Source organism: Sphingomonas sp. SORGH_AS_0950, assembly GCF_030818415.1.
Taxonomy (GTDB): Bacteria; Pseudomonadota; Alphaproteobacteria; order Sphingomonadales; family Sphingomonadaceae; genus Sphingomonas.
In genome coordinates this window covers 3,101,446-3,118,813 of record NZ_JAUTAE010000001.1, presented here as the reverse complement: position 1 = coordinate 3,118,813, position 17,368 = coordinate 3,101,446, and the positions used below count along the sequence as shown (strand labels likewise).

The window sequence follows — 17,368 nt, the reverse complement described above, 5'->3', positions numbered from 1 at the left end:
TAGGCGATGCGAATGACCATCGAGATCGTACCCGATAGCGAACATAAGGGACTGGTCGGGCGATTGCCGCCCCGCCTGCGCGGGCTGGCGCTGCTGGCCAGGTTCGACCGGCCGATCGGCTGGTGGCTGTTGTTCTGGCCCGGCGTCTGGGCGATCGCGCTGGCGGGCGGCCTGCCGGATCGCTGGCCGCTGATCCTGTGGTTCCTGCTGGGATCGATCGCGATGCGCGGCGCAGGGTGCGTCTTCAACGACATTGTCGACCGCGATCTGGACGCGCAGGTCGCCCGAACCCGCGCGCGGCCCATCCCCTCCGGCCTGGTATCGGTGAAGCTGGCCGCGATCTGGCTGGTCGCGCTCTGCCTGATCGGGCTGGTCGTGCTGGTGCAGCTGCGCCCGCTGGCCGCCCTCGTCGCGCTCGCCAGCCTGGCGCCCGTCGCCGCCTATCCCTTCATGAAGCGGATCACCTGGTGGCCGCAGGCCTGGCTGGGCATGGTGTTCAGCTGGGCCGCGCTGGTCGGCTGGGCCGAGGTGGCGGGCGCGCTCTCCGCGCCGCTCTGGCTGCTCTATGCCGGGTCGATCGCCTGGGTGATCGGCTATGACACCATCTATGCGCTGCAGGACCGCGAGGACGATGCGCTGATCGGCGTGCGCTCCTCGGCGCTGCGCATGGGGGCCTATGTGAAGCCGGGCGTGGGCGCCTTCTATGCGGTGGCGCTGCTGTGCTGGGCGGGAGCGATCTGGCTGGTGCGGCCGGACGTGCTGGCGGTCGCCGCGCTGGCGCCTGTCGCGCTGCATTTGGGATGGCAGGTCGCGACGCTGACGCCCGATGATGGGGCCGGGGCGCTGTACCGGTTCCGCTCGAACCGCTTCGCCGGGCTGCTGATGGCGCTGGCCTGTGCGGTGGTGGGGAGCACAGGCTGACCGTCGCCCCAGCGCAGGCTGGGGCCTTTTCGAGAGGACATCCGATCATCGCCACAGATCCCGGCCTTCGCCGGGATGACGGCCCTGCCTTGATCTCGCGCAACGCTTTGGCGGGTTGTCGCGTTGCGGAAACTCCGTCACATCTGAAGGTCGATGACCGTAGCCACGCCCGCCACCCGCTCGCTTGCCGAAAGCCATCGCTCGATCGCCATCCCGGAAGGTGCGTCCTTCCTGCGGCGGCTGTTCGCCTTTGCGGGGCCGGGCTATCTGGTCGCGGTCGGCTATATGGACCCCGGCAACTGGGCGACCGACATCGCGGGCGGATCGGCCTATGGCTATGCGCTGCTGTCGGTCATCCTGCTGTCCAACATCATGGCGATGATCCTCCAGGCGCTGTCGGCGCGGCTGGGCATCGCCGCCGGGCTGGACCTGGCGCAGGCGTGCCGGGCGGCCTATTCCAAGCCGGTCTCGCGCATCCTGTGGCTGCTCTGCGAGATTGCGATCATCGCCTGCGACCTGGCCGAGGTGCTGGGCACCGCCATCGCGTTGCAACTGCTGTTCGACCTGCCACTGGTCTGGGGCGTGCTGATCACCGGATTCGACGTCTTCCTGATCCTCGCGCTCCAGCGTTACGGCTTCCGCAAGGTCGAGGCGTTCATCATCGCGCTCCTCCTCATCATCGGCGGCTGCTTCCTCTATGAGCTGATCGCCTCGCGCCCCGATCCGGGCGCGGTGCTGGCGGGGTTCGTGCCCACGACGCGGATCGTGACCGATCCGGCGATGCTGTACATCGCCATCGGCATCCTCGGTGCGACGGTGATGCCGCACAATCTCTACCTCCATTCCTCGGTGGTGCAGACCCGCGCCTTCGGCCTGACGACCGAGGGCAAGCGCGACGCCATCAAGATGGCGACGATCGACAGCACGGTGGCGCTGTTCTTCGCCTTCTTCATCAATGCCGCGATCCTGATCGTGGCAGCGGCGACCTTCCATGTCGCGGGCCGCACCGACGTCGCCGAGATCGACCAGGCCTATCGCCTGCTCGCCCCCATGCTGGGTGCGGGCGCGGCGAGCGTGGTGTTCGGCGTGGCGCTGCTCGCCTCGGGCCAGAATTCGACCGTGACGGGGACGCTGGCGGGGCAGATCGTGATGGAGGGCTTCCTCGACCTCCGGCTCGCGCCCTGGCTGCGGCGGCTGATCACCCGCGGCCTCGCGATCATTCCCGCCGTGCTGGTCGTCGGCGCCAGCGGCCAGGCGGGGGCGACCAGGCTCCTCGTGCTCAGCCAGGTGATCCTCAGCCTGCAACTGCCCTTCGCCGTGGTGCCGCTGGTCCGCTTCACCGCGAACAAGGCCATGATGGGGCCGTTCGCCAGCCCGGTCTGGCTGCGCGTTCTGGCCTGGATCATCGCGGCGACGATCATCGTCCTCAACCTCACCCTGCTCTGGGGAATCGCCACCGGCTGAATGGTTTCGCGGTGGCGAGTGGTTGGCGCGTGACTTCGGATCGGGCCCCGTTAATCTGGCGAGAACTGGGACACAGGGATCGCCGAATCAATGACGACCACCATCACCACCCTGCACGTCGACGATACCGGGCCGCTGGCCGATGCGATCGTCGACACGCTGGTCCACCGGATCGGCAAGGATGCCGCCAATGCCCGCCGCCACGACTGGCTGGCCGCAACCATCCTGACCGTGCGCAACGACATCATCGAACGCTGGATGGCCTCCACCCGCGAGGCGCATGCGGCGGGCGCCAAGCGCGTCTATTATCTCAGCCTGGAATTCCTGATCGGACGGCTGCTGCGCGACGCGCTGTCCAATCTGGGGGTGATGGCGCAGGTGGCCGGCGCGCTCCAGTCGCTGGGCGTCAACCTGGCCGATCTGGAGGAGATGGAACCCGACGCCGCGCTGGGCAATGGCGGCCTGGGGCGACTGGCGGCCTGCTTCATGGAAAGCCTCGCCAGCCTCGACCTGCCCGCTTACGGCTATGGCATCCGCTATGTGAACGGCATGTTCCGCCAGCGGATCGACGATGGCTGGCAGGTCGAGCTGCCCGAAACCTGGCTGAGCCACGGCAATCCCTGGGAGTTCGAACGTCGCGAGAGCGCCTATTTCGTCGGCTTCGGCGGCGAGGTGGTGGGCACCGAGACGGGCGCGGTCCACTGGAAGCCCGGCGAGGCGATCGAGGCGATCGCGGTCGACACCCCCGTCGTCGGCTGGCGCGGCAAGCGGGTCAACACGCTGCGGCTATGGACCGCGCAGGCGATCGACCCCATCCGGCTCGATCGGTTCAACGCGGGCGATTATACCGGCGCGCTGGCGGGACAGTTGGCGGCGGAGACGCTGGTCCGCATCCTCTATCCCTCGGACAGCTCGCCCGCCGGCCAGGAGCTGCGGCTGCGGCAGGAATATTTCTTCTCCTCCGCCTCGATCCAGGACATCGTCCGGCGGCATATTCAGTATTTCCACGACATCCGCACCCTGCCCGACAAGGCGGCGATCCAGCTGAACGACACCCATCCGGCGGTGTCGGTCGCCGAGCTGATGCGGCTGCTGGTCGATCATCACGACCTGGGGTTCGAACAGGCGTGGGACATCACCCGCCGCACCTTCGGCTATACCAACCACACGCTGCTGCCCGAGGCGCTGGAAAGCTGGCCGCTGCACCTGTTCGAGCGGCTGCTGCCGCGTCACATGCAGCTGATCTATGCGATCAACGCCAAGCTCCTGCGCGAGGCGCGGGCGATGGAGGGCGTGGACGACCGCGCCATCGCCGCGATCAGCCTGATCGACGAGAGCGGCGAGCGCCGGGTGCGCATGGCGAACCTGGCCTTTGCGGGCAGCCACAGCGTCAACGGCGTCGCCGCGCTGCATACCGAGTTGATGAAGAAGACGGTCTTCGCCGACCTGCACCACCTCTATCCGACGCGGATCAACAACAAGACCAACGGCATCACCCCGCGCCGCTGGTTGCAGCAATGCAACCCGCAACTCACCGCGCTGATCCGCGAGGCGATCGGGCCAGGCTTCGAGGATGACGCGGAAAAACTGATAGCGCTCACGGAATTTGCGGACGACGCGAATTTCAGGGAACGGTTTCTCGCCATCAAACGTTCCAACAAGGTGGGGCTGGCAAATTATCTCAAAGAGTCGACCGGGTTGCGCGTGGCCCCCGATGCGCTGTTCGACGTCCAGATCAAACGCATCCACGAATATAAGCGCCAGCTGCTGAACATCATCGAGACGGTAGCGCTCTACGACCAGATTCGCAGCCATCCGGAACGCGACTGGACCCCGCGCGTGAAGTTGTTCGCGGGCAAGGCGGCGTCGAGCTATCACAATGCCAAGCTGGTCATCAAACTGGCCAACGACGTCGCCCGCCGGATCAATTCGGACCCCAGCGTCGGCCATCTGCTGAAGGTCGGCTTCGTGCCCAACTACAATGTCAGCCTGGCCGAGAAGATCATCCCGGCCGCCGACCTGTCCGAACAGATTTCGACCGCGGGCATGGAGGCGTCGGGCACCGGCAACATGAAGTTCGCGCTCAACGGCGCGCTGACCATCGGCACGCTCGACGGTGCCAATGTCGAGATCAAGGAGCATGTCGGCGACGATCATATCGTCATCTTCGGCCTGACCGCCGACGAGGTCGCCGCCAAGCGCCGCGACGGCTACAACCCGCGCGAAGTGATCGAGGGCAGCCCGGAGCTGCGCCAGGCCGTCTCTGCCATCGCCTCGGGCGTGTTCTCGCCCGACGATCCCGGCCGTTATGCCGGGCTGATGGGCGGGCTGTACGATGGCGACTGGTTCATGGTCGCCGCCGATTTCGATGCCTATGCCGCCGCGCAGCGCCAGGTCGATACCCGCTGGCAGGACCAGGCGGGCTGGGCGACCTCGGCCATCCACAATGTCGCGAAAGTCGGATGGTTCTCCTCCGATCGCACCATCCGGCAATATGCCGAGGAAATCTGGAACGTGATGTGAAGCCACCCCGTGCCGCTCTGGAAGCCCTGATCGAGGGCCGCAACGCCGATCCCTTCGCGTTGCTGGGACCTCATCAGGGACCGGGCGGCACGTTCCTTCGCGCCGTGGTGCCGGGGGCGGAACGGGTGACCGCCTTCGATCTGGCGGGCACCCGGCTGGGCGAACTGAAGCAGGTCGACGCGCGCGGGCTGTTCGAGGGCGCGGTGACGGGCGAGCCGCAGCCGGTCAAATATTGCGCCAGCGGACACGGCGCGGAATGGTGGATCACCGACCCCTACAGCTTCGGCCCGGTGCTGGGGCCGCTCGACGATTTCCTGATGGGCGAAGGCAATCACTTCCGCCTCTATGACAAGATGGGCGCGCATCTGATCGAGCATCAGGGCGTGGCGGGCGTCCACTTCGCGGTCTGGGCCCCCAATGCCGAGCGGGTGGCGGTGGTCGGCGACTTCAACGACTGGAACCCCGGCCGCCACGTCATGCGCCGCCGCCTGGATGTCGGCGTCTGGGAAATCTTCATCCCCGATATCGGCGAGGGGCGCGCCTACAAATTCGCGATCCACGGGCCCCACGGCGCCGAACAGCCGATGAAGGCCGACCCCTTCGCCTTCGCCGCCGAACTCCGCCCCAAGACCGCCTCGATCACCACCGCCCCGCCCGAGCATCGCTGGCAAGACAAGGAGCATCGCGAGCATTGGGCGGGCGTCGATCCGCGCCGCGTGCCGATCAGCATCTATGAGGTTCATGCCGGATCCTGGGACCGCGACGAGAATGGCTGGTATCTCGGCTGGGACGCGCTGGCCGACCGGCTGATCCCCTATGTGGTCGAGATGGGGTTCACCCATATCGAATTCCTGCCCATTTCCGAGCATCCTTACGACCCCAGCTGGGGCTATCAGACGACCGGCCTCTACGCCCCCTCGGCGCGGTTCGGCGATGTGGAGGGGTTTTCGCGCTTCGTCGACGGCGCGCACCGGGCCGGGATCGGCGTGATCCTCGACTGGGTGCCCGCGCACTTCCCCACCGACGCGCATGGGCTGTCGCATTTCGACGGCACCGCGCTCTACGAGCATGAGGACCCGCGCCAGGGTTTCCATCCCGACTGGAACACCGCCATCTATAATTTCGGGCGGCGCGAGGTGGCAAGCTTCCTGGTCAACAACGCGCTGTTCTGGCCCGAACGTTACCATATCGACGGGCTTCGCGTGGATGCCGTCGCCTCGATGCTCTACCGCGATTACAGCCGCAAGGACGGCGAATGGGTGCCCAACGAACAGGGCGGCCGCGAGAATTGGGAAGCGGTCGAGTTTCTCCGCCAAGTCAACCGGCAGGTTTACGGCCAGCATCCCGGCGTCTTCACCGTCGCCGAGGAGTCCACCGCCTGGCCCGGCGTCTCCGCCCCCGCGCATGACGGCGGGCTGGGCTTCGGGTTCAAGTGGAACATGGGCTTCATGCACGACACACTCCAATATATGGCGCGCGAGCCGGTGCATCGGCGGCACCATCATGGCGAGATCCTGTTCGGGCTGCATTACGCATTCGACGAGAATTTCGTCCTGCCGCTCAGCCATGACGAGGTGGTGCACGGCAAGGGCAGCCTGCTGACCAAGATGGCAGGCGACGACTGGCAGAAATTCGCGAACCTGCGCGCCTATTACGCCTTCATGTGGGGCTATCCGGGCAAGAAGCTGCTGTTCATGGGCCAGGAATTCGCCCAGCGCGAGGAATGGTCGGAGGCGCGCGCGCTCGACTGGCATCTGCGCACCAGCCATGCGCATGAGGGCGTCCGCTCGCTGGTCCGCGACCTCAACCATCTCTACCGCGAGACGCCCGCGCTCCACGCCCGCGACTGCGAGCCCGAGGGGTTCGAATGGCTGGTCGCCGACGACAGCGCGCATTCGGTCTTCGCCTGGCTGCGCAAGGCACCGGGCGAAAAGCCGGTCGCGGTCGTCGCCAACATGACCCCGGTCGCCCGCGCGCCCTATCGCCTGCCGCTGCCGCATGACGGCCGCTGGACCGAGGTGCTGAACTCCGACGCGGCCCAATATTGGGGATCGGGGCTGGGCAATATGGGGGGCGTGGATGCCAGCGACGGCGCGGCCTGGATCACCCTGCCGCCGCTCGCCACCGTCATCCTGCGGTTCGACGGATGATCCAGATTTAGACCTTTTCACGAATATCAACGCGTGGCCGGCGCGTTGCGATACGGACAGACGAATGGGAGACGGACGATGGACCTGAGGCGCGGACAACCGCTGGCGCGCGATGCCATGGCCTATGTGCTGGCGGGCGGCCGCGGCAGTCGCCTGATGGAGATGACCGATACCCGCGCCAAGCCCGCCGTCTATTTCGGCGGCAAGGCGCGGATCATCGACTTCGCCCTGTCCAACGCGATCAACTCGGGCATCCGCCGCATCGGCGTCGCGACCCAGTACAAGGCGCATTCGCTGATCCGCCATCTCCAGCGCGGCTGGAACTTCCTGCGCGACGAACGCAACGAGAGCTTCGACATCCTGCCCGCCAGCCAGCGGATCAGCGAATTCCAATGGTATGAGGGCACCGCCGACGCGGTGTTCCAGAATATCGACATCATCGAGAGCTATGCGCCCGAATTCATGGTCATCCTGGCGGGCGACCATGTCTACAAGATGGACTATGAGCTGATGCTCCAGCAGCATTGCGACAGTGGCGCCGACGTCACCGTCGCCTGTCTGGAGGTGACGCGGACCGAAGCGAGCGCCTTTGGCGTGATGCATGTCGATGAGACCGACCGCATCGTCGATTTCGTCGAAAAGCCCGCCGATCCGCCATCCATCCCCGGCAATCCGGACGTGTCGCTGGCGTCGCTGGGCATCTATGTCTTCCGCACCGCCTTCCTGTTCGAACAGCTCCGCCGCGATGCCGAGACGCCGGGGTCGAGCCGCGACTTCGGCAAGGACATCATCCCCTATCTGGTCGCGCACGGCAAAGCCCAGGCGCACCGCTTCTCCGCCAGCTGCGTGCGCTCCAGCGACGAGCCCGGCGCCTATTGGCGCGATGTCGGCACGGTCGACGCCTATTGGGAGGCCAGCCTGGACCTGACCGACGTGGTGCCACAGCTCGACCTGTACGACCGCAGCTGGCCGCTCTGGACCTATGCGGAGATCACGCCCCCCGCCAAGTTCGTCCATGACATCGACGGACGACGCGGATCGGCGGTGGCCAGCCTGGTCGCGGGCGACTGCATCGTGTCGGGATCGTCCATCCACCGCTCGCTGCTGTCGACCGGGGTTCGCACCCACAGCTTCGCGATGCTGGACGAGGCGGTGGTCCTGCCCTTCTGCCATATCGGGCGCGGCGCGCGGCTGCGGCGGGTGATCCTGGATCGCGGCGTCAGGATTCCCGACGGGCTGGTGGTCGGCGACGATCCGGTGCTCGACGGACAGCGTTTCCGGCGCACCGACAAGGGCATCTGCCTCATCACCCAGCCGATGATCGACCGTCTGGCCAACTGAAAGTCCCCATGACCCTCTCTGTCCTGTCGGTCGCCTCGGAAGCGTTCCCGCTCATCAAGACCGGCGGCCTCGCCGATGTCGTGGGGGCGCTGCCCGAGGCGCTCAGCCCCCATGACATCGCCGTCACCACGCTGATCCCCGGCTTTCCCAAGGTCATGCGCGCGATCGGCGACGCACCGCGCGTGCATCACTTCCCGCACATTATCGGCACCGAGGCCTGGCTGCGCGAGGCCCGGATCGGCGAGCATCGGCTGCTCGTCATCGACGCGCCCCATCTCTATGAGCGCGAGGGGCTCCCCTATGTCGATACCGACGGCCATGACTGGCACGACAATTGGCGGCGTTTCGCGGTGCTGGCGCGGGCAGGCGCCGACCTCGCCTCGGGCGCGGTGCCGGGCTATGACTTCGACCTGCTCCATGCGCATGACTGGCAGGCGGCGCTGGCCCCGGCCTTTCTCCATTATGCCCCCGGCCCCGGCAAGGTCGCCAAGAGCATCGTCACCATCCACAATATCGCCTTTCAGGGCTCGTTCGCGGCGCACCACTTCCCCGATCTGGGCCTGCCGCCTTATGCGTGGAGCGTCGACGGCGTCGAATATTACGGCCAGATCGGCTATCTGAAGGCGGGACTGCGCACCGCCGATGCGATCACCACGGTCAGCCCGACCTACGCTGAGGAAATCCACCGGCCGCAATATGGCATGGGGCTGGAAGGGCTGATCGCCGCCCGCGCCGAATGCGTCAGCGGGATCGTCAACGGTATCGACCCCGCCATCTGGAGCCCCAGGGCCGACGCCGCGCTGCCCGCCCCCTTCACCGTCGACACGCTGGACGATCGCGTCGCCAACAAGCGCGCGGTCGAGGAGCAGTTCGGGCTGGAGCGGGATGACGGCCCGATCTTCACCGTCATCAGCCGCCTGACCTGGCAAAAGGGCATGGACCTGCTGGTCGAGGTCATCGACGATCTGGTCGCGATGGGCGGACGGCTGGTCGTGCTGGGCACCGGCGACCCGGCACTGGAGATCGCCTTCGCCACCGCCGCGCTGCGCCATTCCGGCCGCGTCTCGGTGCGCATCGGTTATGACGAGCCGGTCTCGCATCTGCTGCAAGGGGGTTGCGACGCGATCATCATCCCCTCGCGCTTCGAGCCGTGCGGACTGACCCAGCTTTACGGCCTGGCCTATGGCTGCGTGCCCGTGGTCGCGCGGACCGGCGGGCTGGCCGACACGATCATCGACGCCAACGAGGCCGCGCTGGCCGCCGGAGTCGCGACGGGCCTTCAGTTCGACGACATGACCCCCGACAATATCGTCGCGGCGCTGCGTCGCACAATGAGACTCTATGCCGATCAAGACCAATGGCGTACCATTCAGGTGAATGGCATGAATGCCGATTATAGCTGGCACCATAGCGGCCGCCACTATGCCGAACTCTACCGATCCGTCTTGGGGGACCAATGATCAAGACCGTCGCGACTCAGCCCTATCTCGACCAGAAGCCGGGCACCTCGGGCCTGCGCAAGAAGGTGCGGGTGTTCCAGCAACCCCATTACGCCGAGAATTTCGTCCAGTCGGTCTTCGACGCGCTGGGCGATGAGAAGACCGGCCAGACGCTGGTCATCGGTGGCGACGGCCGCTTCCTGAACCGCGAGGTGATCCAGGTCGCGATCCGCATGGCTGCCGCGAACGGCTTTGCCCGCGTCGTGGTCGGCCAGGGCGGCATCCTGTCGACCCCGGCGGCCAGCAACGTGATCCGCCAGCGCAAGGCCCTGGGCGGCCTGGTCCTGTCGGCCAGCCACAATCCGGGCGGGCCGGACGAGGACTTCGGCATCAAGTACAATATCTCCAATGGCGGCCCCGCCCCGGAGAAGGTGACCGACGCGATCCACGCCAATACCAAGGCGATCAGCCGCTGGCTGACCGTCGAGGCGGCGGACATCGATCTCGACACGCTGGGCGAGGTGACGGTCGGCGACATGACGGTCGAGGTGATCGACCCGGTCGCCGATTATGCCGCGCTGATGGAGAGCCTGTTCGACTTCGCCGCGATCCGACGCGCGGTCGAGGGCGGCTTCACCATGTCGTTCGACGCGATGAGCGCGGTGACCGGCCCCTATGCGACCGAGATCCTGGAAAAGCGGCTGGGCTTCGCGCCCGGCACCGTGCGCAACGGCACGCCCCTCCCCGATTTCGGCGGGCATCATCCCGACCCCAATCTGGTCCATGCCAAGGAACTCTACGACCGGATGATGGCGGCGGACGCGCCCGATTTCGGCGCGGCCTCGGACGGGGACGGCGACCGCAACCTCATCATCGGGCGCGGGCGGTTCATCACGCCCTCGGACAGCCTGGCGATGCTGGCGGCGAACGCGCATCTGGCGCCTGCCTATGCCGGTGGGCTGAAGGGCATCGCCCGCTCGATGCCGACCAGCGCCGCCGCCGACCGGGTGGCCGAGAAGCTGGGCATCCCGGCCTATGAGACGCCGACGGGGTGGAAATTTTTCGGCAACCTGCTCGACGCTGGCATGGCGACCATCTGTGGCGAGGAGAGCGCCGGCACCGGCTCGGACCATGTCCGCGAGAAAGACGGGCTGTGGGCGGTGCTGCTCTGGCTCAACATCCTTGCCGCCTCGGGCAAGTCGGTCGACCAGATCGCGCGCGATCACTGGGCGACCTATGGCCGCAATTACTATGCGCGCCACGACTATGAGGGTGTCGAGAGCGAGCGCGCCGATGCGCTGATGGCCGATCTGCGCGCCAAGCTGCCGACCCTGCCGGGCGAGAGTTTCGCGGGGCTGACGGTCGAGACGGCGGACGACTTCGCCTATACCGACCCGACCGACCAGTCGGTCAGCCGCAACCAGGGCATTCGCGTGCTGTTCGAGGGTGGCAGCCGCGTGGTGTTCCGCCTGTCGGGCACCGGCACCAGCGGTGCGACCTTGCGCGTCTATCTGGAGCGTTACTCGGCCGACGAACTTGACCGCGAGACGCCCGAGATGCTCGCCGACATCATCGCCGCGGCGGACGAGATCGCCGGCATCACCCAGCATACCGGCCGCACCGAACCCGATGTGGTGACGTGATCCCACCTTCTTCCTCCCCTGCAAGGGGAGGTGGCAGTCCGCAGGACTGACGGAGGGGTGTCACCATCAGCGGGGACACCCCTCCACCACCGCTTCGCGGCGGTCCCCTTCCCCTTACAGGGGAGGAATTGCCATGCTGCCGCCATGACGAATCAGCCCGCCCTCCCCCTCGGCGCAACGCCGGTCCCCGGCGGCACCCGCTTCGCCGTCCGCTCGACCGCCGATCGGGTGGAATTGTGCCTGTTCGACGGCCCCCAGGAACGCCGCGTCGCCATGGCCCGTGAGGGCGATGTCTGGAGCGCCACCGTTCCCGGCCGCGACCATCTCTACGGCTATCGCGCGCACGGCGAGTATGATCCAGCGCGCAACCTGTGGTTCGACCCCGCCAAGCTCCTGGTCGATCCTTACGCGCTTGAACTCGACCGCCCCTTCGTCCAGTCCCCGCGCCTTGGCCGATATGGCAAGGACACCGCCGACATCGTCCCGCGCGCCCGCGTCGTCGCCCCGCTGACCGAGCCCCCCGCCCCGCCGCTCTTTCGACCGGGCGGGCTGATCTATGAGCTGAACGTTCGCGGCTTCTCGATGCGCCATCCCGCCATTCCGCCGGAACAGCGCGGCACGCTGGCGGCGCTCGCGCATCCGGCGGTGCTCGATCATCTCCGAAAGCTGAGCGTGGCGGCGGTCGAACTGATGCCGATCACCGCCGCGATCGATGAGCGCCATCTGCCGCCGCTCGGCCTACGCAATGGCTGGAGCTATAATCCGGTCGTGCCGATGGCGCTTTGTCCGGAGCGGGTGCCGGGCGGCGTCGCCGAGCTGGTCGCCACCATCGCCGCGCTGCGACAGGCGGGGATCGGCGTCATCCTCGACCTCGTCTTCAACCATATGGGCGAGAGCGACGTACAGGGCGGGACGCTGTCCTTCCGGGGGCTCGATCCGGACGTTTATGCCCGGACGGCGGACGGCACGCTCATCAACGATGCGGGGACCGGCAATACGCTCGACGCCAGCCGCCCCAGCGTCCGCGCGACGATCCTCGACAGCCTGCGCCATTTCGCGCGGGCCGGGGTCGACGGCTTCCGCTTCGACCTCGCCCCCGTGCTGGCGCGCGGGCCGGGATTCGATCCGAACGCCCCCATCTTCGCCGAGATCGCCGCCGATCCGATCCTCTCGACCCGCGTGATGATCGCCGAACCGTGGGACATCGGCCCCGGCGGATACCAGCTGGGCGCTTTCCCCGAGCATTGGCTGGAGTGGAACGACCGCTACCGCGACCAAGTGCGCCGCTTCTGGCGCGGCGACGGGCGCAGCGGTGACCTCGCGACGCGGGTGGCGGGATCGGCCGACATATTCACTGGCGCGGCCAGCCGCTCGGTCAATTTCGTCGCGGCGCATGACGGCTTCACCCTGGCCGACATGGTTGCCTATGCCGGGCGGCACAATCAGGCCAATGGCGAGGACAATCGCGACGGGCATGGCGACGAGGTGTCGTGGAACCATGGCGTCGAGGGGCCGAGCGACGACCCCGCCATCCGCGCTGCCCGCATCCGCTCGGTCCGCGCGCTGCTGGCCACGCTGTTCCTGTCGCGCGGCACCCCGATGCTGACCGCCGGCGACGAGTTCGGCCGCAGCCAGCGGGGCAACAATAACGGCTATGCGCAGGACAATGACACGACCTGGCTCGACTGGGAGAGTCGCGACGAAGCGCTGGAGGATTTCGTCGCCGCGCTCAGCGCCTTCCGTCGCGAGACGCCGCTCGACTGGACCGACTGGCTGAAAAACGCCGAATGGCGTACGCTATCGGGCGATCCCATGGGTGCTGACGACTGGAACGGCGACGGCTTCGCCCTGCACCTGCCGCTCGACGACGAAAGCCTGATCCTGCGCTTCGACCGGGCACGCGGCGTCTCCGCCATCCGGGGCCCGGCGATCCAGAGCTAGGGCGTCGCCATCGGCCCCATCAGATTGTGGTTCAGATGCCCCATGATCCAGATCGACCCCAGCAGCACCAGCGCCACGATCAGCACGCCGAACAACAGCGCCAGCACATTGTTGCTGTTGTCGGGCCCGGTGGTGATGTGGAGGAAAAACACCAGATGCACCCCCATCTGCCCGATCGCCAGCGCCACCAGCGCGGCGGGGACCGCCGGGCCCCAGACGATGTCGAACTGCACCAATGCGAAGGACGCCGCCGTCAGGATCGCCGCCGCGACCAGCCCGATCGCATAGCTGCGGATGCCGCCCACGATCGAGTCGCGCTCGCCATCCACGCCCGGCGCGGTTTCGTCGCGCGCCATTTCCTCGTCGGGCCGCTCGCTCATCCGCGCACTCCCATCAGATAGACCATGGTGAACAACGCCACCCAGATGATGTCGAGCGCATGCCAGAACAGGCTGAAGCACAGGATGCGCCGCAGGATATCCTCGCGAAACCCCTTGGCCCAGGCCTGCGCCATCATCGTCGTCAGCCAGAGCAGGCCGAGCGTGACGTGCAATCCGTGACAACCGACCAGCGCGAAGAACGCCGACAGGAAGGCGCTGCGCCCCGGCCCCGCCCCCTCGCCGATCAGGTGGAGGAACTCATAGGCCTCCAGCGCGAGGAAGGCGGCGCCGAGCAAGGCGGTCACCGCCATGGCGATCTGGAACCAGCGCATGTCGCGCGCCATCGTGCCCACCCCCGCCAGCCCGCAGGCGAAGCTGGACAGGAGGAGCAGCACCGTCTCGGCCTCGACCAGCTTCAGCTCGAACAGGTCCTTGCCCGAGGGGCCGCCCGCCGTCGCGTCCACCAGCACCGCATAGGCGGCGAAGAAACAGGCGAACAGAATGAAGTCCGACAGCAGGAAGATCCAGAAGCCATAGGACACCACGATCCGCTTGGGGGCGGGGCCATCCGGATTGGGCTCGGCGGCGCGGCCCAGCTTGTTGGGATCATGGGCCTTGGCGGTCTGGCTCATGACAGCGCCTCTTCGGGCAGGTCGAGCAGCGTCGCCTTGCTCCGGCGGCGCGCCTGGTCCAGCCGCTCGACCTCCTCGACCGGGATGTCATATTCGGCCTTGTCGCGCCACGCGAAGACGATGAACGTCCCCCAGGCCCCGAAGAAGCCCAGGATCACCAGCCACCAGATATGCCAGATCAGCGCAAAGCCCATGGCGGTGGCGAAGAAGGCGCTGACGATTCCGGTGGGCGAGTTGCGCGGCATCTCGATCGGTTCGTAATCGGGGCGGTCCGACAGGCGGCGGTTCTCGCGCGCCTTGGACTTGATGCCCCAATAGGCTTCCTCGCCCTTCACATCGGGCAGCACCGCGAAGTTGAAGGCGGGGGGCGGCGAGCTGGTGATCCATTCCAGCGTGCGGCCGTCCCAGGGATCGCCGCTCTCGTCGATGCGGGTCTCGCGCGTCCTGATCGAGACATAGAGCATCATGACCTGGCACATGATCCCGCCCAGGATCAGCAGCGCGCCGACCCCGGCCACCAGCAGCCAGGGATGCCAGCCGGGCACGTCATAATGCTGCATCCGCCGCGTCATGCCCATCAGCCCCAGCACATAGAGCGGCATGAAGGCGACGTAGAAGCCGCTGATCCACAACCAGAAGGCGCGCTTGCCCCAGCGCTCGTCCAGGGTGAAGCCGAACATCTTGGGGAACCAGAAGGTGAAGCCCGCAAAAGCGCCGAACAGCACGCCACCGATGATGACGTTATGGAAATGCGCGACCAGGAACAGCGAGTTGTGCAGGACGAAGTCGGCGGGCGGCACCGCCAGCATCACCCCGGTCATGCCGCCGATCACGAAGGTCACGATGAACCCGATCGACCACAGCATCATCGACGTATAGCGGATGCGCCCGCCATACATGGTGAACAGCCAGTTGAAGACCTTCACCCCCGTCGGCACCGCGATGATCATCGTGGTGATGCCGAAGAAACCGTTCACATCGGCGCCCGCCCCCATGGTGAAGAAATGGTGTAGCCAGACCATGAAGGACAGGATGCAGATCACCATGGTCGCGATGACCATCGACCGATAACCGAACAGGGGCTTGGACGAGAAGGTCGAGATGATCTCGGAAAACACGCCGAAGGCGGGCAGGATCAGGATATAGACTTCCGGATGGCCCCAGGCCCAGATGAGGTTGACGAACATCATCTGGTTGCCCCCCGCCTCGGGCGTGAAGAAGTGGAAGCCCAGATAACGGTCTAGGATCAGCATGCCGAGGCAGGCGGTCAGCACCGGAAAGGCCGCGACGATCAGCAGGTTGGACGCCAGCGAGGTCCAGGTGAACATCGGCATCCGGCTATAGCCCATGCCCGGCGCGCGCATCTTCAATATGGTGGTGACGAGGTTCACGCCGGACAGCAGCGTCCCCATCCCCGATATCTGCAGCGCCCACAGATAATAATCGACCCCGACACCGGGGGAGAAGCGCAGTTCGGATAGCGGCGGATAGACCAGCCAACCGGTCTTGGCGAATTCGCCGATGACCAGGCTCATATTGATCAGCAGCGCGCCGCTGCACGTCAGCCAGAAGCTGACCGAATTGAGCGTCGGAAAGGCCACGTCGCGCACGCCGAGCTGCAACGGCACGACGAAGTTCATCAGCCCGATCATGAACGGCATCGCCACGAAGAAGATCATGATCGTGCCATGCGCCGAGAAGATCTGGTCGTAATGGTCGGGCGGCAGATAGCCCTCATTGCCGTACGCGATCGCCTGTTGCGACCGCATCAGCAGCGCGTCGGAAAAGCCGCGCAACAGCATCACGCCCGCCAGCAGGCAGTACATCACGCCGATCCGCTTATGGTCGACGCTGGTGATCCACTCGCTCCACAGATAGGGCAGAGCCCCGCGCCGCCAGACCCAGATGAAGACGCCCAGGAGGACCACGCCGATCACCCCGGCCGACACCAGCGGCAGCGGTTTGTGGAACGGGATCGAATCCCAGCCCAGCTTGCCGGTCAGGCTCATTGCTCGCGCCCATCCTTGGCCCGGTCGCCCTCGGGCGCGCCGTTGCGCATCACGATCTGGTCGTAAAGGCCCGGTTGAAGCCGGGGATAGCTGGCGGGGCGGACATTGCGGCTGGGATGCGCCATCGCCACGAACTCGTTCCAGTCAAGCGTCTTGCCCCGCCCCGCCCTGGCGGTCGCGACGAAGCGATCGAACGCCGCCTGCGGCACCGCATCGACGAAGAAGTCCATATCGGCAAAGCCCTCCCCGCTATAATGCGCCGACAGCCCGCGATACCGCCCCGCCTTGTCCGCGCGCAGGTGAAGCGTCGAGTCCATCCCCGACATGGCGTAGATCTGGCTGCCCAGCTGCGGCACGAAGAAGCTGTTCATGACGCCCGCCGAGGTGATGCGGAACTTCACCGGCGTACCGACCGGCACGACCAGCCGGTTGATCGTGGCGATCCCCTGTTCGGGGTAGAGGAACAGCCATTTCCAGTCGGTCGCGACGACCTCGACCGTCATCGGCCTTGCCTTGGAGGCGATCGGCCTGGGCGGGTCGAGATCGTGGCTGCCGATCCAGGCGATGCCGCCCAGGAACATGATGGCCAGCGCCGGGATCGACCAGACCAGCAATTCCAGCCGCCCCGAATAGGCCCATTCGGGCAGATGCCTGGCGCGGCTGTTGCCCGCCCGGAACCACCAGCCAAAGGCGAAGGCCAGCACGATCACCGGCACGACGATGGCCAGCATCACCGCCAGCGCATTGAAGAAGATGCTGCGCTCACCCGCCGCGATCGGCCCGGCCGGGTTCAATATGCCCGGCTCGCAGGCGGTCAGGACAGCGCACAGGCCAAGGCACGAAAAACGCGCGGAAAATCGGGCGAGGCGCGGATCGCGGAGCATTCAGACGGTGAACGGCGGCCTCATGCTTTCGTTCCGCACCC

General features: G+C 66.7%; 12 protein-coding genes. 8 read left to right on the top strand and 4 right to left on the bottom strand.

Going from position 1 to position 17,368, the window contains the following annotated elements; genetic code table 11:
* The first annotated feature begins 12 nt into the window (after positions 1–12).
* The 8 genes from ubiA (at position 13) to glgX (ending at position 13,422) form a co-directional block, all read left to right on the top strand.
* Entirely contained in the window at positions 13–921 is a 909-nt protein-coding gene (gene ubiA / locus QE385_RS13940) for a 4-hydroxybenzoate octaprenyltransferase (RefSeq protein ID WP_307102812.1), read from the top strand.
* Positions 922–1,074: 153 nt separating this feature from the next.
* Positions 1,075–2,385, top strand: coding sequence for an Nramp family divalent metal transporter (locus QE385_RS13935; RefSeq protein ID WP_307102811.1), 1,311 nt, complete (start codon positions 1,075–1,077; stop codon positions 2,383–2,385).
* Between the two features lie 90 nt (positions 2,386–2,475).
* Positions 2,476–4,908 carry a glycogen/starch/alpha-glucan phosphorylase gene (locus QE385_RS13930; protein WP_307102809.1) on the top strand — a complete coding sequence of 811 codons (2,433 nt, stop codon included), beginning with the start codon at positions 2,476–2,478 and terminating at the stop codon, positions 4,906–4,908.
* Positions 4,905–7,058 (top strand): 1,4-alpha-glucan branching protein GlgB, encoded by a 2,154-nt coding sequence (gene glgB / locus QE385_RS13925; RefSeq protein WP_307102807.1) that lies wholly within the window; start codon positions 4,905–4,907, stop codon positions 7,056–7,058. Before QE385_RS13930 ends, glgB begins: the two co-directional genes overlap by 4 nt.
* Positions 7,059–7,136: 78 nt before the next feature.
* Positions 7,137–8,399: a glucose-1-phosphate adenylyltransferase gene (gene glgC / locus QE385_RS13920; RefSeq protein WP_307102805.1), complete on the top strand. Its 1,263-nt coding sequence runs from the start codon at positions 7,137–7,139 to the stop codon at positions 8,397–8,399.
* 8 nt (positions 8,400–8,407) lie between these two features.
* Positions 8,408–9,859 (top strand): glycogen synthase GlgA, encoded by a 1,452-nt coding sequence (gene glgA, locus QE385_RS13915; RefSeq protein WP_307102803.1) that lies wholly within the window; start codon positions 8,408–8,410, stop codon positions 9,857–9,859.
* Complete coding sequence (locus QE385_RS13910) at positions 9,856–11,481, top strand: alpha-D-glucose phosphate-specific phosphoglucomutase (protein ID WP_307102801.1); 1,626 nt, start codon at positions 9,856–9,858, stop codon at positions 11,479–11,481. Before glgA ends, QE385_RS13910 begins: the two co-directional genes overlap by 4 nt.
* 144 nt (positions 11,482–11,625) lie before the next feature.
* The gene (glgX, locus tag QE385_RS13905) at positions 11,626–13,422 is read left to right on the top strand and encodes a glycogen debranching protein GlgX (protein WP_307102799.1); all 1,797 of its coding nucleotides are present in this window, start codon (positions 11,626–11,628) and stop codon (positions 13,420–13,422) included.
* Here the strand turns inward: glgX and cyoD are convergent.
* Genes cyoD through cyoA form a run of 4 tightly spaced genes read right to left on the bottom strand, consistent with a single transcriptional unit; the run spans position 13,419 to position 17,327 of the window.
* Entirely contained in the window at positions 13,419–13,802 is a 384-nt protein-coding gene (gene cyoD, locus QE385_RS13900; RefSeq protein ID WP_307102797.1) for a cytochrome o ubiquinol oxidase subunit IV, read from the bottom strand. The two genes, glgX and cyoD, sit on opposite strands and share 4 nt — an antisense overlap.
* A complete protein-coding gene (locus QE385_RS13895) occupies positions 13,799–14,434 on the bottom strand; it encodes a cytochrome (ubi)quinol oxidase subunit III (RefSeq protein ID WP_307102795.1) in 636 nt (211 codons plus the stop codon). Before QE385_RS13895 ends, cyoD begins: the two co-directional genes overlap by 4 nt.
* On the bottom strand, positions 14,431–16,443 hold the full coding sequence (cyoB, locus tag QE385_RS13890; RefSeq protein ID WP_307102793.1) for a cytochrome o ubiquinol oxidase subunit I: 2,013 nt from the start codon (positions 16,441–16,443) through the stop codon (positions 14,431–14,433). The genes QE385_RS13895 and cyoB overlap by 4 nt, the downstream gene beginning before the upstream one ends.
* A complete protein-coding gene (gene cyoA / locus QE385_RS13885) occupies positions 16,440–17,327 on the bottom strand; it encodes a ubiquinol oxidase subunit II (protein ID WP_307102789.1) in 888 nt (295 codons plus the stop codon). The genes cyoB and cyoA overlap by 4 nt, the downstream gene beginning before the upstream one ends.
* Between the last annotated feature and the right edge of the window lie 41 nt (positions 17,328–17,368).